The organism is Thalassotalea litorea (genome assembly GCF_043642205.1).
Taxonomy (GTDB): domain Bacteria; phylum Pseudomonadota; class Gammaproteobacteria; order Enterobacterales; family Alteromonadaceae; genus Thalassotalea_A; species Thalassotalea_A litorea.
In genome coordinates, this window is the sequence record NZ_JBHZSG010000016.1 from 47,130 (window position 1) to 65,581 (window position 18,452).

Genomic DNA, 18,452 nt, shown 5'->3' on the forward strand with positions numbered 1-18,452 from the left:
ATGCCCGGGTTGTTGTTCCGGGTTTTTATTCGTTTTTGCCATTCGATACGATTTCTAACAGCATCCACCGCTCACAGCTAGAACCGATTACCTTGCAAAAATTACTTTGACAGCGACGTTAATGACTTAGACGATAACAGCGCTAACGAAGGCGTCAGGCAACGCGATTGGTTAAGTGCCCTTGTTTGTAATTAACGATATTGGTACCTGTAATGTCAATAAGCCTTTGTTGCGCTGACTGACTTCCCCAGGCAATATGAGCGGTAATCATCAGGTTGCTCATTGGTTGCTGCAGCAGGGGATGGCCTGGCTTAGGAGGTTCCTGCTCCAATACATCTAAAATAGCGCCCGCTATACGTTTACTACGTAGGGCGGTAAGTAAGTCTTTACTATTAACAAGTTGACCGCGCGCGGTGTTTACCAATACCGCATTACGTTTCATTAAAGATAACGTATCTTTATTAATTAAATTGTCGGTTTCTGGTGTCAGGGGGCTATGCAAGCTTACGATATCAGCCTGACTCAGCGCATCGGTAAAACTGACTCTTCCAGGGCGTATATGCCCACTTTCTTTGCGTTCACTGATGAGCACGTTAATGCCGAAAGCTTTCGCTACATTTGCTACTGACTGACCGATGGCGCCATGACCAATAATTGCCATGGTCTTTCCGGCTAGCTCTTCAACAGGCGCAGCAAAATGACAAAAAACCGAACTTTTTTGCCATTCTCCCGCGTGAATATCATCGATCTGCTGACTGGTTTTCTGAAAATATTCCAGCAACATGGCAAACACATATTGGGTGACCGAAGAGGTCGAATAGCCTGCGACATTACACACTTGCACATTCGCTTGTTTCGCAGCGTCTAAATCAACATTATTGGTACCGGTGGCAGTGATGCAGATTAGTTTTAACTTAGGCAGTTGCGCGATTACGTTCGCTGAAATTACCACTTTATTGGTAATGATAATATCGGCAAACTTGGCTCGTGTAACAATTTTGTCATCGCTGGTGCTGGCAAAGTAACTAAAATTATCAACGGTTTGTTCAATGGCATCGAAATTAATTTGTTGATTAATCGTGCTTCGATCCAAAAAGACGGCGCGCATTCTATGATCCTGCAAAGGTAAAAGATTTGGTTGTTAATGATAAATGGAAAATTTGTACTTTACTATAGGCGATATTCGTTGATATCTGACGCAGTTTGTTTACGCTGCACATCATTTTGTCGCTATGGATATTAGTACAGGTTGTACGTCACCCCAAGAGCGATTTCAAAGGCATCATTGGTTGTATTATCACTGAAAATAAGATCATTGCGTTTGGCTTCGAAAAATATCAAACCGCTGATGTGATCGAATCGGTATTCAACACCTGCGAGCGTATGATGGAGTTGATACGGTGTTGACGAATCACGGGCTCTGAGATCATTGTAGCCTGCATACACACCGAATTTATTGACGTTATATTTAACCATGAGTTCAGAACCTTTGGCATCATAGAAAAGACCGCTATCATCAACTTCGTGCAAGGATGATTGGTTATACATGGCGGCAAGATAGAGCCCCTGACTACCAAATTCACCATACTTGATACCAACCCCCCAGATTTTGTCTTCGCCATCGTCGATGTCAAGGTTGCCAAAAGCAGGGTCTAATTTGATCGTATTAAGGTTATAGGCAACAGAAAATAACCATTGCTTCCAATGATAACCCAATGAAAAACCGTAGCCATTGCCCGTGCGACCCAGCTCCTCCCCATTACGTTGTTGAATTAGGCGGCATAGTTGATCAGGTAACTCCTCTTCAGCGCAGGAGCGCACGTTGATATTGAGAGGCTCATCTTGAACATGAAGTTGCACACCAAGATCAAATGCGCCATAAGATTGTGTCCAACTCAATGCCTGTTCCGCTCGTCCGGTTCCAGAGAACCCACCATCGGTACCTAAATTGAAAGCACCGTTTGCCGAGCCCCCCCAGTAGTTATACCAGTCGGTGTGATAAAGCGCTAAATAGTAAACCGACAACTGCTTACCTAGGGTTATCTGTCCCCAGTAATCGTGCTTTAAAAATAAATTACCAAGGCGCGAGGTAAGCGCCGCATCACCAGCATCGGCTGGTGGTTGCGAGTTACCACCAATGGAAAAATTACCATTTACTTCAAACTGAGTGCCCCATTCCACATTGATGCCGGTGGTCCAGTCATTCTGAATCTCATGAAAAATTTTAAAACCAAGACGAGAGCCCGAGTCCGTAAATTGGTCGAACTCATCAATTTTCTGATAGACCACACGGACAAATCCCTGGGTTACGATGGAAGTATTTTCGTCCTTATACACTTCGATTGCGGCAAAACTGGGGCGGCAAAAGGCGGCAAGTATCACGGCAAGACACGACAACTGGTAGTTTGTTTTCATTGCTCAGTTCTCAGTGTTGCATTAATTTTAAACGATGCTTTTCAAGTATATGCAAGGATATGGCGGTTGAACAAAAACTTTATGGATTAGCGTAATTTAAGAACTAAAAGCAAAGAAAAAAGGCGATTCACCTTTTGTTTAGGTTTTATCCAAAAATCACCCTTATAACCTAGTGTTACAATATATAATTATGTAGAATAAGCCCTCGTTGTTTAACCATGACTGTTAGTAAATATGTTGAATCTTACCGATATTCAGCCTCAGGCCGATGAAATTTATCTCGATAATAACGCCACTACGCCTGTGCTTCCCCAAGCTGCTGAAGCTGCAATTCACACCATGAACCTTTGTTATGGTAATCCAAGTTCCAGTCATATGACGGGTCTGAAAGCCAAATATATACTCGAATCAACCCGAACGTTGGCGCGCCAGGTTATTGGTGCAGACAGGGGAGAGATTATCTTTACATCCGGCGCTACCGAAGGTATCCAAACGTCAATTATCTCAGCACTAAATGCCTGTCGAGAGCAAGCGAAACTGATGGACAGTCCAGTGCTGCTTTACGGCGCGACCGAGCACAAAGCTGTGCCGGAAACGTTAAAACACTGGAATAACATGCTCAACATAAATGCTCAGGTGGTTGCCATTCCTGTAGATGAACGGGGTATTCTTGATGGTGAGTTTATTGCCAAACATGCCGCCAATGCACTGATGATTTGTACCATGGTTGCCAACAATGAGACCGGCGTTTTTCAGGATCTGGGAAAGCTAGAGCAAGTCATTCGAGCAAACAACCCTGACGTTTTATGGATGGTAGATTGTGTACAGGGTTTGGGGAAAATCAATTTGGATATTGCCAAAACCAGCATTGATTATGCACCATTTTCCGGACACAAGCTTTATGGACCCAAAGGCATTGGTATGTTGTATGTGCGCCAAAACGCGCCGTATACGGCGATTATTGCCGGTGGTGGCCAGGAAAGCGGTCTACGCTCTGGTACAGAAAACCTGCCCGGCATTGCCTCCTTAAATGCGATTTTTAATCTACTGGTGGATCAAGACGATAATACATTCAAGAGTCACGACGTGTTATGCGCTTATCGACAGCAGCTGGCTGAAACACTAAATAAAGCCTTTCCCAATATTGTCTACAACCATGATTTTTCCTGCTCATTGCCAACGACGTTAAACTTTTCCGTTAAGGGGTTGGCCAGCAAAGACATTATGGATCTTTTTGATGCGGCTAGGATCCGTGTTAGTAGCGGCTCAGCCTGTAGCTCAAAAGTTACTGGCAGTTTCGTGCTTGATGCGATGGGGAAACCAAAGTGGCAATCAGAAGGGGCGATTCGTCTGTCCTTTGGACCCGCGGCAACGCAGGAAGAAATCGATCGTGCCTGTAAAGCGATCGAGGATGCTGTGATTGCCATGCAACACCATTGTTTATTATTGGCTGATACCGATGGTGAATCGGATGCCGACGTTGATGGCCTGCAGCAGTGGGGTTATGACAATCAAATTACCTGGTGTTATGTGGACCAGAGCCAGCGACAGGTATTATTGATCGATCCCATCCCTGAATTGAGTGAGCGTTTTCAGACGTTAGTAAACTGCCGACAATTTAACGTGGTTGGTATCCTCAATACCCACTTGCACCGGGAACAGGATGACTGTGCATCTATGTTGCGCACGGTCATGAGTGATGCGATGACTACAACTTCTGTCGATGCGCTTGGTTGGCCTGACGAGGGAGTATCGGTCAAGCTGGAAAACGGCCAACAGGTAGATGCTATTCAGATAGGCAATAAAACCCTCGCTAAGCTAAATTTACCCGGACATACCGAAAATAGCCGTGCATACTTGCTTGGTGACGTGATCGATGGGGTGCTTAAAAAAGACAATATTGATTATGTGTTTGCCGGCGATCTGATCCAGATTGGTGGCCTTGGTCGCAGTGATTTGCATGGATCCATACCAGAACACCTTTATGACTCAATACGACTGTTGGCCGATGTTATCAGTCCGGATACGTTATTATGCCCAGCACATGATTATCAGCAATTGTTTTCTACGACATTGGCATTGGAAGCGACGTCAAATCCACTGCTTGCAAAACTCTTAATGGAAAATATAAGCAAAGCGGAATTTATTGCTGAAAAAGCTAAGCTTGATGCCGCAATTGGCATGCATGAAGAGCAACAATTATGTGGCCTTATTGCCCAGCAGAATAAATCGCTGATCGATGTTTCTCCGGATAAACTCCAACGGTTCTTAGTGGAAAATCCGGATGTACAGGTCGTTGATGTGCGTGAGCCCCATGAATTTGAAGCGCATCGCAGAGCTTACCTTGATGACCTAAAAATCGTAAATATTCCTTTAACGCGTATTACCGATTTTATCCATCGCTTTACTGGCGAAAAAAAGCAAACCAAATTTATTTGTATTTGCCGCAGTGGCAGTCGCAGTGGCGCCGCGGCGAACGCATTAAAGCGTATGGATTTTGAACGTGTGTACCATGTTCCGGGAGGCTTCGCGCTGGTCAATTAGCGGTAAAAGTTAATCACCCAATCTTGGGCAACCAATTAAACCCACTAAAGCTGCGCGTACGTGCAGTTCTGGTGGGTTTTTACTATGCTAATGGATAACTAATCAGGAGATAGTCTATGGGCTTGAAATGGGTTGATTCCCTTGAAATTGCATTAGATCTAATGGAGCAACACCCTGATGTCGATCCTCGACAATTGCACTTTCCTGAGTTAATGCAATGGGTACTGGCGTTGGAACGATTTGACGATGATCCGAATCATTGCGGTGAGCGTGTGCTAGAAGCGATTCAGCTAGCCTGGATGGATGAGATGGATTGAGGCCATTTTAAATGGTCGACAATGATGCTAAAACGCTGAGTTTAACGAACGGTAACAAAACAGGTCTGATCTGCTACGAACTGGTATTATCTGCGGTGAAAACTCAGTACAATACGCGGCCTTGTGCCCTATTGGTATTCATTGACAAGCGAAGTATTTATGACAACACAGTCTGAAAAAGGTCCACTGTATATTCCTTATGCGGGCCCAACCCTGTTAGAAACTCCCTTACTGAACAAAGGCAGTGCGTTTTCGGCGCAAGAACGTGTCAGTTTTAATCTGACGGGGCTGTTGCCACCGCGCTTCGAAACCATTGAAGAACAGGTAGAACGCGCGTACTTACAGTATTCGAGCTTTAGAGACTCTCTTAATAAGCACATTTATCTTCGCAATATTCAGGATAAAAACGAGACATTATTTCACGCTTTGGTGCAGGCGCATCTAGCAGAAATGATGCCGATTATTTACACCCCGACCGTGGGTGATGCCTGTGAAAAGTTTTCCGACATTTATCGTTCGAACCGCGGCTTGTTTATCTCCTATGCCGAGCGCCATCAAATTGACGATATTTTGCATAATGCCACGAAACAAAAAGTCAAAGTCATTGTGGTTACCGATGGTGAACGTATCCTTGGCCTTGGTGATCAGGGCATCGGTGGTATGGGCATTCCGATTGGTAAGCTGTCGCTGTATACCGCCTGCGGAGGTATTAGTCCGGCGTATACGTTACCTGTGATGTTGGATGTTGGCACCAATAATGAAAAATTACTTAATGACCCAATGTATATGGGGGCTCGCCACAAGCGCATCAGCCAAGAAGAATACAACGAGTTCGTTGAACTGTTTATTCGTGCAGTGAAACGCCGTTGGCCGAATGTGATGTTGCAATTTGAAGATTTCGCGCAGCCAAATGCCATGCCTTTATTGCAGCGTTATAAGAACGAAATTTGTTGTTTTAATGATGATATCCAAGGGACGGCTTCTGTCACTGTTGGCACTTTACTGGCGGCATGCCGTTCTAAACAAGAATCGTTGTCGGACCAAAGAGTTGTATTTGTTGGTGGCGGCAGCGCCGGTTGTGGTATTGCCGAGCAGGTAATCGCACAAATGAAGCAGGAAGGGTTATCTGATGCCGAAGCCCGCGCTCGGGTATTTATGATCGACCGCAATGGCTTGGTGATGGATAATATGGATGGCCTGCGCGATTTCCAGCAACGATTAGCGCAACCTTACGCTTTGTTAAGCGATTGGGCCATACAAGGCGAACAAGCGTCTTTGCTGGATGTTATCGAAAACATCAAACCAACTGTCTTAGTGGGGGTTTCCGGTGTCGGTGGCTTGTTCACCGAGCAAGTGATTAAATCGATGAAACTGGGCTGTACAAAACCTATTGTATTCCCGTTAAGTAACCCTTCACGTCAGGTGGAAGCGAGACCTGAGCAAGTCATTGAATGGACGGATGGCGAGGTTATTGTGGCTACCGGAAGCCCATTTGAGCCTGTAACCTATAAGGGGAAAACCCACTCGATTTCCCAGTGTAACAATGCCTATATTTTTCCTGGGATCGGTTTGGGTGTTTTGGCTGCCAATATTAAGTTTATTAGTGATGAAATGTTAATGATTGCCAGTGAAACACTCGCGGATGCATCACCGTTGGCAAATACCGGTAGCGGTGATTTGTTGCCACCTTTGACGCAGATAGCCTCGTTGAGTAAGAAAATCGCTTTTGGCATTGGCAAACTGGCGCAAGCGCAAGGTTTAGCGCTTGAGATCAGTGACGAGCAATTACAGAAAAACATCGAGAAGAATTTCTGGAAGCCGCAGTATCGGCAATACCGCCGTTCAACGATTTAGTCGAGACATTTCGCTGTCATATTGACTGGGCTGAAGTCGCAAATACAGGGTTGGACTAGTGCTTCGTAAGCCATGGTCATTTGTCCTTACCGTGACTTGTTACATATCAGATAAATTAGAAGCCGGGCAATAGCCCGGTTTTTTATACGGTTTTTTGTTGAGAAGAAGGGGGTAGCCAGGCACTGCAATCCCAGCCCAACATCCGTTCCAATTGTTTAATTTCATAATAATAAATATCATTCAAACGAGCTCTTTCCGTCGCACTCATTGTCGTCTCATAAGGTCTGCTGTGTACATCTTTCGCCTGAATCTTAGGGAATGGCGATATTTGTAAAAAGTCGGTAACTTTTGCAAGCGTTTCAGTAGGGGATTGCTTTAATGATTCATGACGAATAAACAACAGCTGTTCAGCGTTGAAATAACGTTGCATGCGGCGAATTTGTTCGCTGTAAAATCCTCGGTCGATGTATGAGTAGCGTTGGCAGATTGACGGTAGATGTTGCCTGATCCTGTCGGCTTCTTTTTCGATGGACAGCCCAAAAGGCAGCGCTTCAAACTGATTTTGCCGTGCCATATTCCAGTGCGAATAAGCTCTTTCTATGGGATTTCGTAACACACAAATGAGTTTAATATCAGGGTTGTATTCGTATATACGTTTGATGGCATCGCCACTATACATGTAACTCGGTGTCGCTTCGCCGATTAACGCATTGTTACTCTTAACATTAAAGTTTTTATGGTAGTAGGCAATATTTCTCCAACGCTGATATCTATCGTCGCGGTCAAAAAAATGCACTTCTTTTTTTTTCGCCATCTCGATTTCAGGGTGCTGTCGTAAGTAAAAATCTAATGCCGTAGTACCGCCTTTTTGGGTGCCTGCAATGATAAAGTTGACGATGGGTTTGCGCTTAACCATAGGTGCTAACCTTATCCGTTAAAAAGGCATTTTGGTAGATATTGAGCATGGTTTCGTCGTTAATTAAACCGAGGTTGTGGAGCTTGAAAAGGCAGTGGTAATCATCTTCAAGATAACGCACCAAGTTTTTTCTGGCGCGGATACTCAATGTCTCATTAGACGATGATGGGTTACGTTTATCGTGGCCTATCTGTTCGCTCTTGACGGCAAAAAGTTTTTGCATATCGGCGCTCAGAGACTCTTGCATCAGTACTCCTTTAATTTTTTCGGCCGGGCATTTTTTCAAAAAATCTTTTAGATAAAACCCTATGTCTTCTTTAAGATGATGGATGGACTCAAACTCTTTCATCGTCTGGTGATTACTGATGCCGTGTTCATCATACAAGGATTCAGCAAGGTTGTTGAGGCTGTTATGTTTACTTAACGCTTGATATTCACCGGGAAACCTATCTGCTTGTTCATTGCTTTCGACAACCAGTTTATAACGCCAGTTAAAAGCTGAAATACTCCGACTGATGGGATCTCTGGCAAGAATATAATATCGATCCTTATTGCGATAAATTGGCTTTTCCACATGTATGGAGTAGAAGCGTATCTTTCGTGGATCTCGTGCCAGGGTTTTTTGCAAGGTACCGCCACCGCATTTGCCAACATGAATTAAAACGGTTTTTGGCTTGCGCAAATAAAATAGTAGATGGTCGATTAGATTCGCCATTGCCTTCCTCTGTCGTTTCCGTGAACTTAACATCGAGGGAAGCAAGGGGTGTAGCAGTCATCATCCCTGATGTTAATGTGGTCGATATACGATATAGCTAGAACGCTGAAATCACGTAATTTAATTACTTGAGTCTAGACCAGAATTTTGCGGAGGTACAAAATAAGTTAGGATAATCGGGCAGGGTAGTAAAGCCTGTATCGATAAACATTACAGGCTCTTTAAATCGAGGTAATACCTGAGTGTTAGGAGAAAATAACGTTATGCGCGCTCATAGACTTTAAACGTATAGTCATGCGGATTTTTATCATCCGCCAGATGGGCTTGCTGTGAGATACATCGCCATTGACCACAGGTTAGGTATTCGGGAAAACGGGTATCTCCGTCGGTTTGCAAATCAATTTCTGTGATATATAAACGATCTGCTGACGCCAGGCAGTGCTCATAAATACTACCGCCTCCTATTACCATAATTTCTTCGCAATCTTTAGCGCATGCCAGTGCCGCATCGATACTCGATACCACTTCAATACCTTCAGCGCGATAGTGCTTATCTCTGGATATAACAATATTGCGTCGCCCAGGTAATGGGAAACCTATAGATTCAAATGTTTTACGACCCATGACCACGGGTTTTTTCAACGTAGTCTGTTTAAAGTACTTAAGATCTGCTGGCAGATGCCAGGGCATTTTATTGTCTTTGCCAATGACGCGATCCGCGGCGTGGGCAACTATCATGGATAATACAGGCATAGTGATACGGCTGGCTTAATTGTTAATTCGGTAAGTGGTTAACCACAAATTGTGTCACGAATCGGGATTATCGGCAATGGTGATGTAGGCTCGGGATGGCAAAATCCTCAGATGCTGGACGCGACGTTTGGCAAGCGACCGGGTAATTACCAGAGGACAGACAAGCAATTACCTTACCTTTCATTGCTTTTGTCTTTAAGCGTACTGCTTATGAAGAGCAATACTCAGTTATCTAGGTTGTGGCGCGTTAACGCAATCTTGAAAAAGTGGCTAGCAGCTTAGGGCTTGCGCTTGCATAATCAAATTTTTCGCGACCAGTATTGGGCAAGACGCAGAGCCTAACTGGTCAATATTGTTAAACCGTCTATCTTAATTAAGGTGAGCAATTAAATGCGGCCATTTCGCTAAGGCGTCTTAAGATTGCTTTCAATATGATGAGGTTATATACACATTTATGCTATAAGGAACGACCATGTTGCGACTAACCAACATTATTTACATTGCTGTTGCCGCCGTAATTGTTGCTATCAGCCAATTTGCCTGCGCCGATAACGAATCTGACTTTACGTCAATGCAGATGACTGGTGTTGAACAAATTGATGTAGACGTTGATCTTGACGGCGCAGTAAAGCGTTTATCAAAGGCGGTTACATTTAAAACGATTTCTAACCAGGATCGCAATGACTTTGATGAACAAGCATTTACTGATTATCATGCCTTTATTGAAAAATCATACCCAAATGTTCATAAAAATCTAAAAAAAGAAGTTCTGGGCGATCCTAGACCTTATAGCTTGCTTTATACCTGGGAAGGTAAAGACCCGTCGTTACAACCAGCACTACTATACGCGCATCAGGATGTGGTTCCTGTGCCTGATGAATCGAGAGATCAATGGCATGCAGACCCTTTCGCAGGTACGGTAAAAGATGGCTATATCTGGGGACGTGGTGTTTTAGACGATAAGAACCAAATACATGCCATATTAGAAGCGGCTGAAATGAAACTTAAAGAAGGCTGGCAGCCTTCCAGAACTTTGTATTTTGTGTTTGGCCATGATGAAGAAGTAGGGGGCCCGGAGGGCGCTCGTTACGTTGCCGATGTACTGGAAAAGCGCGGCATTGAACGGTTTGCGTTTGTCATTGATGAATCGGCACCATTGACACCTGGTATATTCCCAGGCGTCGAAAAAAACACCGCGCTAATTGGTATCGCCCAAAAAGGCTATATTAGCCTTGAACTATCAATCCATGGTATTGGCGGACATTCATCAATGCCAATGGAAGAATCGAATATTGGCATTTTGGCACAAGCCATAGGAAAACTCGAAGAGGCGCAATTTCCATATCGGATACACCCAGCGGTTCGCGCCCAGTATCGTTACATGGGGCCGGAATTAGATAAAGAACATCAACCCCTATATTCTGCGGTGGCTTTTGGCAAAGATGGCGAAATAAGCGATTTAGAGCAAGATTTTATTGATCTGATGGCGCAGAATGAAGTTACCCGCGCGATGTTACATACCACGATTGCGGTCACCATGTTCAATGCGGGTATTAAAGACAACGTATTACCTCCTTCGGCGGCTGCCGTTGTCAATTTCCGGCCTATGCCGGGTGACACCCCTGAGGTCATCATGGAGCACATTAAAAAAGCAATCGATGATGATCGTATTCAAATGAAAGATATTTCTGCGTCTACGCCTGCAACCAATATTGCCGATGCCAATGGACCGGGTTATAAAATGTTGGAAAAAACCATTCGCCAAACCTGGGGTAACGATTTAATCGTATCTCCGTTTTTTGTTGTCGGAGGATCGGATTCTAAGCATTTTCAGGCCAGGGATTTTGCGCCTGATGTGTATACGATAACGGCCATTCAATTAGAAAACACTGAAGAATTTAAAGGTTTTCATGGTGTCAATGAACGTATTTTGGTTGACGAATACAAACGTTCTATTGGGTTTTTCTACACCTTATTTAATAATTTAGAAAACTTATGAAAACAACTGGGCCTTAAGGACCGAGAGAGCTTTTCCGCGTCTGGCGATTGACCAATTTGCATGGAAGCAATATTGAAATAGGTTTAATACGCTAGTGTGTCACACGATCAAAAAACTCCCATTTAGGGAGTTTTTTATGATTTAAATGTAATTGGTATTATTTACGATATTCAACTTCTACGTCGTAGTCGTCTTCATCCCAATCGTCGTCATCAAGATCATCATCTTCAAATTCCGAAATGGTATCTTTGTGGTAGGTATCCCACTTAAACTCCACTTCTTGTTCATCATCTAACGTTTCTTCAACGCTAGGGAGCGTTTCAATGAAATTCATAAGATTTTCAGTAAGCTCTTTGGTACCCTCACGATTAAAGGCGGAAATCTTGATCACTTCACCTTGCCAATCGAGCTTCTCTATCACTCGATTCATTACCTCTTCCGCTTCATCTTCCAGTAATAAATCCAGTTTATTGAAAACCAGCCAACGAGGCTTATCCGCCAAGGCTTCGGAATATTGTTCAAGCTCGTTAATAATCGTCTGCGCATTTTCTGCCGGATCGCTTTCATCGGCCGGTAGCACATCGACCAAATGCAACAATACACGACAACGTTCAAGATGTTTTAGAAAGCGAATACCAAGGCCGGTACCATCTGACGCGCCTTCGATTAGCCCTGGTATGTCGGCAATGACAAAACTGCGTTGCGCATTCAGGCGAACCACGCCAAGGTTTGGCACTAAAGTCGTAAACGGGTAGTCTGCGACTTTAGGCTTGGCGGCTGAAACGCTGCGAATTAATGTCGACTTTCCAGCATTTGGTAAACCAAGCAATCCTACGTCAGCAAGAAGCAATAATTCTAATTTAAGATTGCGGATCTCACCGGGAGTACCATTGGTTTTTTGACGAGGAGCGCGATTCGTGCTGCTCTTAAAGCGTGTATTGCCCAGTCCATGCCAGCCACCTTTCGCCACCATCAGTTTTTGTTTATGGTGGGTTAAATCGCCGATTTGTTCGCCCGTGTCTTCATCAATGGCTCGAGTTCCTACCGGTACTTTAAGGATCAGATCATTACCGCCTTTGCCCGTACAGTTTCTCGATTTACCATTTTCACCACGTGTCGCGCTGTGAAAGCGTTCAAAGCGGTAGTCGATCAAGGTATTGAGATTTTCATCGGCGATAAGATATACGTCACCGCCGTCGCCACCATCACCGCCATCGGGGCCACCGAATTCAACGTATTTTTCCCGGCGAAAACTGACACAGCCGTTGCCACCGTCTCCGGCTTCAACGCGAATCTCAACTTCATCAACAAATTTCATAAGAGGTTTTACAACTCCTGCATGGAAACAAACCGGCACCTAGTGAATCGAATAACCAATCCTGCTATCGGCCTGTTAGGGTTATCAGCTTGATAAAACTCGGCTGATATTTAACGTAAACCAGTCTTTATAACAATCACATCAAGTTTGTGCACAACTCAGAGTTAGGGCAGAGGTTCAGTTACAACATAGATTTCATTGATATAGTCATTCTATATTAATGAAGTCTAGGGCCGAAAATGGACCTTAAGATAAACTCCCTAGGGGTGAGTTTTAAAGGCGTTTATCCTGCGTTACCGATTTTGGCCGATTTTGAGATAATGGAAAAACCATTCTCTGCAATCAAAGCCTTGTCTAAAAGCCTTTAAATTCTCACTGAATAAGCAATAATTTAATGTGATTGGTATTATAGTCTAGTCTCTGGTTGATAGATGTATATGTCTATCCACTACATCTTCCAACTTTCAATGTTCCAGCCGCTACCGCTGGGGTCTGAATAAGGACACATTGCGTTGAGTTTTGGTCATCGCGTGCCTATTCAGCACCATCCATGGTGATTCTCGGGAGATTTTATCTCCCTGAAATAAAAAAACCTCGCAGCGCGAGGTTTTTTAGAACTCAATTTGGGTAATTACTCAGCAACGATGCTTACGTATTTACGGTTTTGAGGACCTTTCACTTCGAACTGTACTTTACCATCAGATAAAGCGAATAGAGTGTGGTCTTTACCCATACCCATGTTGTTACCCGCGTGGAATTTAGTACCACGTTGACGAACAATAATGTTACCCGCTAAAACAGTCTCACCACCAAAGCGCTTAACACCTAAGCGTTTGCTTTCTGAATCACGACCGTTACGAGTACTACCAGCTGCCTTCTTATGTGCCATCTCAAACGACTCCTATTAACCGTTAATACCAGTAATTTTCACTTCAGTGAACCACTGACGGTGGCCCATTTGCTTGCGTGAATGCTTACGGCGTTTAAATTTAACAATTTTTACCTTGTCGGCACGGCCTTGGCTGACGACTTCAGCTGTAACCTTGCCACCGTCAACGTAAGGTGCACCTACGTTGATATCGTCGCCGTTGGCAACCATTAATACATTATCGAACTCAACTGTCGAACCTACTTCAAGCTCTAGTTTCTCTAGGCGAATGGTTTGACCTTCACTCACACGGTGCTGTTTACCACCACTTTGGAATACCGCGTACATAGCTACTCCGTAATGCGTCGAATTATTTGACGCGCAAATTAAAATAATAGGTCGCGGATTCTACGCTAAGAATCTTTGTAGAGCAACCCCCATGATTAAATTTATGTAAGTTTTTTCAGCAAAAATGCAATTCGTTAATCGGTAGACCTGCCGGGCGTTACCATTAATTCGGTTAAGGGATTTTAGAACCCGCAAGGGAAATCCGATTAAGGGTTTGTTAACGCATAAAATCGTGTAAAATCAGCTAACCTAATTTACTATCATTCTTATGTATTTTCTAATCGTTCCGATTATTTAGCTAAATGATGAAAAATAGCAGCAAACAACTATGAAAATCGAGCAAATTCAAACCCTGGCACAAACGGATATGAATGCCGTCAATAAACTGATATTTGATCAGCTGGCATCGGATGTCGCCCTGATTAATCAGCTTGGCATGTATATAGTGAACGCCGGTGGCAAGCGTATGCGCCCGTTATTGACGGTTCTGGCAGCCAGAGCGATGGGTTATGAAGGGAAAGACCATGTATGTTTGGCGGCAATTATTGAGTTCATCCATACCGCTACATTATTGCACGATGATGTTGTCGATGAATCGGAACTCCGTCGAGGCAGAGAGACTGCCAATGCACTATTTGGCAACAGTGCCAGTGTATTAGTCGGTGACTTCCTCTATACCCGCTCGTTTCAAATGATGGTTACCTTGCAAAATATGACGGTCATGGAAGTCTTGTCCGATGCAACGAATATTGTTGCCGAAGGTGAAGTCTTGCAGTTGATGAATTGTAATGATGCTGACACCACCGAAGAAAGCTATATGCAGGTGATATATTGCAAGACCGCGAAACTGTTTGAAGCGGCAACCCGACTGGCTGCGGTTATTATGGAACAATCAAAGTCCGTGGAAGAAGCAATGACGGTATATGGACGCCATTTGGGTACGGCGTTTCAACTGGTTGATGATTTGTTGGATTACACCGCAGATGCCCAGGAAATGGGAAAAAATGTTGGTGATGACTTAAGTGAAGGAAAACCAACATTACCTTTACTTTATGCCATGCAAAAAGGGTCTGAAGCCGAAGCGAAGCGAATTCGTGAAGCGATCGAAACCTGCAATGGTATGCAGCATTTGGATGAAATTCTGGCAATTTTAGAGCGCACGGGCGCATTAGAATATACCTATCAAAAAGCTGTAGATGAGTCACAAAAAGCAATAGCCGCCTTGTCTGTTTTGCCAGAGAGCGAATATAAACAAGCACTAATTGCGTTGGCGGGAATAGCCGTGGAACGTTCCGCTTAAATTAACGATCACTGTGTGCGTTTTATAAGTGTTCATATCCAGCGCTGTCCTTGTATTTATCTCGACTGCAAAACTTGAGGGCAACTGTGCAATTTTCCATAAATGGCGCTTCTCTTATCGCCATCTTCCTCTACAGACTCTACAGAAGCAAAAACAAAAAAGCCCGCATTGCGGGCTTTTTTAGAAATCCAAATCTGGCTTATTGGTTGATAAAATCAACGCCTTCTTGAATGTCTTTGTTTAGAGTTGCTAGCATATCATCTTTAGCTTGTTGCTCAAAAGCACTTAGCTCGCCGTATGCAAGGTACTCTTCTACACCGTTTTTACCAAGGCGTACTGGTTGGGCGAAATATTGTGCATCGCCGGTATTGCCTTCAACATAAGCGTAGTCGACAACGTTCTCTTCGCCTTGAAGACCTTTGATAAGAGATAGACAAAAACGTGCCGCTGCAGCACCCATAGAAAGGGTTGCAGAACCGCCACCGGCTTTGGCATTAACAACTTCTGTACCAGCATTTTGGATACGAGGTGTTAACGCAGCAACTTCTTCATCAGTAAACTCAACGCCTTCAACCTGTGAAAGAAGAGGAAGGATAGTGGTACCAGAGTGACCACCAATTACCGGAACCTTAGTGTTCGCAACATCAAGGCCTTTCAGTTCAGCAACGAAGGCTTCAGAACGGATAACGTCAAGAGTCGTTACACCGAAAACACGGTTTGCTTCATAAGTACCGGCTTTTTTGAATACTTCAGCAACGATTGGTACAGTGCCGTTTACTGGGTTAGTAATTACCCCAACTAACGCTTTCGGACAGTTTTTAACGATGCCTTCAGCAAGCGTTTTGATGATGCCAGCGTTTACAGCGAATAGATCAGCACGATCCATACCTGGCTTACGAGGCATGCCCGCAGGGATCACAACGACATCTGCGCCAGCGAGTGCAGGGTCTAAATCTTCTTTTGAGTAACCTTTAACAGATACTGCTGTCGGGATGTGTGATAAATCTACCGCAACGCCAGGTACAACAGGTGCAACGTCGTATAAAGATAATTCAGAGCCAGCAGGCAATTGAGTTTTTAACAGTAAAGATAACGCTTGACCGATACCACCAGCTGCGCCTAGAACAGTAACTTTCATTTAACTTCTCCGAGGGTTGTTGAGTAACTTTACTCGATTGAGATTTGTTCTGATTCAGGCGTCGTTCACATTGATTCAAACGTCAATAAGACGTGGATGAAATACGGAAACTTACGACATTTGCTAAATCAGCGGCTCCCCATAATGTTTTATGAACATGCTATTCGATAAAAATCGAGTTTAAAGGGGAAAATATCAATCAAATTTTTGGCGCACAAACCATACCGAATCGTGGCCGAAAATACAATCGATTTTATCAGCAGAAAAAAAATGGTATGCTTGGCAAAGCAAGGCGTTACGTTCGTTATTTCACGTTTGAACAGGCTGTCAGAGACCTACTATGTCATTACAACAAAAGCAGGAAGCATTAGTAAATGCTTTTAAGGATTTATTAAAACAAGAACGATTTGGCTCTCAGGGCGAAATTGTCGAGGCTTTGCGAGCTCAAGGGTTTGAGAATATCAGCCAGTCAAAAGTGTCTCGCATGTTGAGCAAGTTTGGTGCGGTCCGTACCCGTAATGCCCGCCAGGAAATGGTTTATTGTCTACCGGCAGAATTAGGTGTGCCAACGGCAAAAAGCCCGCTACGTCAACTCGTGTTGGATATTGAAGCGAATGAGATGATGATAATATTACGTACTAGCCCCGGTGCGGCACAGTTAATTGCCCGTTTATTGGATTCCTTAGGAAAAGCCGATGGAGTGCTGGGCACGATCGCGGGTGATGATACAATATTTATCGCCCCAACTAAGGTCAGTGAAATTGATGCAACCCTGGAAAAGCTGCACCTTCTTTTTCAGAAAATATAACATCCTGTCAGCTGAATTGGCCTGTCTTATTGTGAGGCAGGCGCTAAATTTTCAATAAAATCAATGGACGGTGCGAAGAAGGCGGCTCCTGTTTCCGCTTGCGTATATTTTAGGATATGGTCGAAGTTGCCGTCAGCATCGCCATTAATCATACTGTTTAAAATAAGTTCAAAGTTATCTGGATTATTGCAGTAAGATACAAAAAATAACCCCTGAACCTTCATGTGCCCATAAGGCATACTTTGCCTGACCAGTTCCAGTGAATTCCCCTGATCATCTTTTAAATTGGCACGTTTGGTGTGGGCAGTGTCTGCCTTATCTTGCGATGCATATTCGATATCATCACGTTTGGTACGACCGTAAACATCTTCTTGTTGCTTGGTCTTGAGAGTTTGCCAAAGTTGCATATTGTGACGATATCTTTGAATATGCAAATAGCTACCGCTAGCAAATACTGGCTGTATTTCTTTTTTCACCAAAGCCACTTCACGTTTGTGCGGGCCTTTTGGGTTTTCCGTACCGTCGACAAACCCTGTCAAATCTCGGCCATCTAAATAGCGGAATCCTTTTACTTGTTCCACCAGTTCGACACTGGAATTCAGCATTTCACAGACTCGGGTACTAACGATGTGATTGACATCGGCACGATCACTGCGAATTTCAATGTACAAATCGACGTTATTCGCAGGCGCTACACGATCATCGCGCTGCATCGCCGGAAATGGTCGTAATCCCGCAGGTTTTGCTTGTGGGTAAAATTCATCCCAATAGGCTGCGCCAATGGCTATTACAGTATTTAAATTGGATTCTGAAAACTGTTCCTGATATTCCACAAACATTTGCGGCAGTTTTGCCAGGGTGTGTCTGAGATAATCGTTTTTATTATCAAGAACGTTAAAAAGCAGATAATAACTGTGTAAATTCGGTTCAGCGCAGACACCAAATTGCTCTCTTGCCATTGCAATTTCCATTCATGGTTTGGGGGTTTGAGCCTAAGTATATGAGTTTATCAAAGAATGAAAAAGCTTATTTGTTAATGGTGAGTAAAGAAATTGTTGCCGGGCTTGGTAAGTTGAGCATAAATGTTATACCAATCACATTAAATTATTGCTCACTCAGTGAGAATTTAAAGGCTTTTAGGCAAGGCTTTGATTGCAGA

Annotated in this window: 16 protein-coding genes; 6 read left to right on the plus strand and 10 right to left on the minus strand. The window is 43.8% G+C overall.

From position 1 onward, the window contains the following. Positions 1 to 154 precede the first annotated feature (154 nt). Positions 155 to 1,108: a D-2-hydroxyacid dehydrogenase gene (locus tag ACHUFQ_RS09490; protein ID WP_394175028.1), complete on the minus strand. Its 954-nt coding sequence runs from the start codon at positions 1,106 to 1,108 to the stop codon at positions 155 to 157. Between the two features lie 131 nt (positions 1,109 to 1,239). Beyond that, the gene (locus tag ACHUFQ_RS09495) at positions 1,240 to 2,415 is read right to left on the minus strand and encodes a porin (protein WP_394175030.1); all 1,176 of its coding nucleotides are present in this window, start codon (positions 2,413 to 2,415) and stop codon (positions 1,240 to 1,242) included. Positions 2,416 to 2,649: 234 nt separating this feature from the next. Between ACHUFQ_RS09495 and ACHUFQ_RS09500 the strand changes: the two genes are divergently transcribed. From ACHUFQ_RS09500 to ACHUFQ_RS09510, 3 genes are all read left to right on the plus strand, one after another. Further along, entirely contained in the window at positions 2,650 to 4,959 is a 2,310-nt protein-coding gene (locus ACHUFQ_RS09500) for an aminotransferase class V-fold PLP-dependent enzyme (protein ID WP_394175032.1), read from the plus strand. Positions 4,960 to 5,075: 116 nt separating this feature from the next. Continuing rightward, a complete protein-coding gene (gene iscX / locus ACHUFQ_RS09505) occupies positions 5,076 to 5,276 on the plus strand; it encodes a Fe-S cluster assembly protein IscX (protein ID WP_394175034.1) in 201 nt (66 codons plus the stop codon). Between the two features lie 159 nt (positions 5,277 to 5,435). Continuing rightward, positions 5,436 to 7,130: an NAD-dependent malic enzyme gene (locus ACHUFQ_RS09510; protein WP_394175036.1), complete on the plus strand. Its 1,695-nt coding sequence runs from the start codon at positions 5,436 to 5,438 to the stop codon at positions 7,128 to 7,130. A gap of 142 nt (positions 7,131 to 7,272) precedes the next feature. Here the strand turns inward: ACHUFQ_RS09510 and ACHUFQ_RS09515 are convergent, their stop codons facing one another. From ACHUFQ_RS09515 to folA, 3 genes are all read right to left on the minus strand, one after another. Continuing rightward, entirely contained in the window at positions 7,273 to 8,046 is a 774-nt protein-coding gene (locus ACHUFQ_RS09515) for a sulfotransferase family protein (RefSeq protein WP_394175038.1), read from the minus strand. Further along, positions 8,039 to 8,761: a hypothetical protein gene (locus ACHUFQ_RS09520; protein WP_394175040.1), complete on the minus strand. Its 723-nt coding sequence runs from the start codon at positions 8,759 to 8,761 to the stop codon at positions 8,039 to 8,041. Before ACHUFQ_RS09520 ends, ACHUFQ_RS09515 begins: the two co-directional genes overlap by 8 nt. A gap of 261 nt (positions 8,762 to 9,022) precedes the next feature. Then, positions 9,023 to 9,514 (minus strand): type 3 dihydrofolate reductase, encoded by a 492-nt coding sequence (gene folA, locus ACHUFQ_RS09525; RefSeq protein ID WP_394175041.1) that lies wholly within the window; start codon positions 9,512 to 9,514, stop codon positions 9,023 to 9,025. Positions 9,515 to 9,986: 472 nt separating this feature from the next. Here folA and ACHUFQ_RS09530 point away from each other — a divergent pair, with 472 nt between their 5' ends. Next, complete coding sequence (locus ACHUFQ_RS09530; protein WP_394175043.1) at positions 9,987 to 11,513, plus strand: M20 family peptidase; 1,527 nt, start codon at positions 9,987 to 9,989, stop codon at positions 11,511 to 11,513. A 157-nt stretch (positions 11,514 to 11,670) separates the two neighbouring features. Here the strand turns inward: ACHUFQ_RS09530 and cgtA are convergent, their stop codons facing one another. The 3 genes from cgtA to rplU form a co-directional block, all read right to left on the minus strand. Continuing rightward, positions 11,671 to 12,831, minus strand: a complete 1,161-nt coding sequence (gene cgtA / locus ACHUFQ_RS09535; RefSeq protein ID WP_394175045.1) for an Obg family GTPase CgtA — start codon at positions 12,829 to 12,831, stop codon at positions 11,671 to 11,673. Positions 12,832 to 13,462: 631 nt separating this feature from the next. Then, positions 13,463 to 13,720, minus strand: coding sequence for a 50S ribosomal protein L27 (rpmA, locus tag ACHUFQ_RS09540; protein ID WP_138318593.1), 258 nt, complete (start codon positions 13,718 to 13,720; stop codon positions 13,463 to 13,465). A 15-nt stretch (positions 13,721 to 13,735) separates the two neighbouring features. Further along, on the minus strand, positions 13,736 to 14,047 hold the full coding sequence (gene rplU, locus ACHUFQ_RS09545; protein WP_394175046.1) for a 50S ribosomal protein L21: 312 nt from the start codon (positions 14,045 to 14,047) through the stop codon (positions 13,736 to 13,738). 328 nt (positions 14,048 to 14,375) lie between these two features. Here rplU and ispB point away from each other — a divergent pair, with 328 nt between their 5' ends. Then, positions 14,376 to 15,347, plus strand: a complete 972-nt coding sequence (gene ispB, locus ACHUFQ_RS09550; RefSeq protein WP_394175048.1) for an octaprenyl diphosphate synthase — start codon at positions 14,376 to 14,378, stop codon at positions 15,345 to 15,347. A 199-nt stretch (positions 15,348 to 15,546) separates the two neighbouring features. On the opposite strand, the gene mdh is transcribed toward ispB, so the two are convergent. Next, positions 15,547 to 16,485 carry a malate dehydrogenase gene (mdh, locus tag ACHUFQ_RS09555; protein ID WP_394175050.1) on the minus strand — a complete coding sequence of 313 codons (939 nt, stop codon included), beginning with the start codon at positions 16,483 to 16,485 and terminating at the stop codon, positions 15,547 to 15,549. A 340-nt stretch (positions 16,486 to 16,825) separates the two neighbouring features. Here mdh and argR point away from each other — a divergent pair, with 340 nt between their 5' ends. Continuing rightward, entirely contained in the window at positions 16,826 to 17,293 is a 468-nt protein-coding gene (gene argR, locus ACHUFQ_RS09560) for a transcriptional regulator ArgR (RefSeq protein WP_394175051.1), read from the plus strand. A gap of 26 nt (positions 17,294 to 17,319) precedes the next feature. On the opposite strand, the gene ACHUFQ_RS09565 is transcribed toward argR, so the two are convergent. Beyond that, entirely contained in the window at positions 17,320 to 18,252 is a 933-nt protein-coding gene (locus ACHUFQ_RS09565) for a Dyp-type peroxidase (protein WP_394175052.1), read from the minus strand. Between the last annotated feature and the right edge of the window lie 200 nt (positions 18,253 to 18,452).

What these genes read in the sequence shown, in the direction of transcription:
- ispB (WP_394175048.1), top strand. Translation starts at nt 14,376, where the DNA reads ATGAAAATCGAGCAAATTCAAACCCTGGCACAAACGGATATGAATGCC.
- mdh (WP_394175050.1), bottom strand. Translation starts at nt 16,485, where the DNA reads ATGAAAGTTACTGTTCTAGGCGCAGCTGGTGGTATCGGTCAAGCGTTA.
- rplU (WP_394175046.1), bottom strand. Translation starts at nt 14,047, where the DNA reads ATGTACGCGGTATTCCAAAGTGGTGGTAAACAGCACCGTGTGAGTGAA.
- cgtA (WP_394175045.1), bottom strand. Translation starts at nt 12,831, where the DNA reads ATGAAATTTGTTGATGAAGTTGAGATTCGCGTTGAAGCCGGAGACGGT.
- ACHUFQ_RS09510 (WP_394175036.1), top strand. Translation starts at nt 5,436, where the DNA reads ATGACAACACAGTCTGAAAAAGGTCCACTGTATATTCCTTATGCGGGC.
- ACHUFQ_RS09500 (WP_394175032.1), top strand. Translation starts at nt 2,650, where the DNA reads ATGTTGAATCTTACCGATATTCAGCCTCAGGCCGATGAAATTTATCTC.
- rpmA (WP_138318593.1), bottom strand. Translation starts at nt 13,720, where the DNA reads ATGGCACATAAGAAGGCAGCTGGTAGTACTCGTAACGGTCGTGATTCA.
- ACHUFQ_RS09565 (WP_394175052.1), bottom strand. Translation starts at nt 18,252, where the DNA reads ATGGCAAGAGAGCAATTTGGTGTCTGCGCTGAACCGAATTTACACAGT.
- folA (WP_394175041.1), bottom strand. Translation starts at nt 9,514, where the DNA reads ATGCCTGTATTATCCATGATAGTTGCCCACGCCGCGGATCGCGTCATT.
- iscX (WP_394175034.1), top strand. Translation starts at nt 5,076, where the DNA reads ATGGGCTTGAAATGGGTTGATTCCCTTGAAATTGCATTAGATCTAATG.
- argR (WP_394175051.1), top strand. Translation starts at nt 16,826, where the DNA reads ATGTCATTACAACAAAAGCAGGAAGCATTAGTAAATGCTTTTAAGGAT.
- ACHUFQ_RS09490 (WP_394175028.1), bottom strand. Translation starts at nt 1,108, where the DNA reads ATGCGCGCCGTCTTTTTGGATCGAAGCACGATTAATCAACAAATTAAT.
- ACHUFQ_RS09530 (WP_394175043.1), top strand. Translation starts at nt 9,987, where the DNA reads ATGTTGCGACTAACCAACATTATTTACATTGCTGTTGCCGCCGTAATT.
- ACHUFQ_RS09495 (WP_394175030.1), bottom strand. Translation starts at nt 2,415, where the DNA reads ATGAAAACAAACTACCAGTTGTCGTGTCTTGCCGTGATACTTGCCGCC.
- ACHUFQ_RS09520 (WP_394175040.1), bottom strand. Translation starts at nt 8,761, where the DNA reads ATGGCGAATCTAATCGACCATCTACTATTTTATTTGCGCAAGCCAAAA.
- ACHUFQ_RS09515 (WP_394175038.1), bottom strand. Translation starts at nt 8,046, where the DNA reads ATGGTTAAGCGCAAACCCATCGTCAACTTTATCATTGCAGGCACCCAA.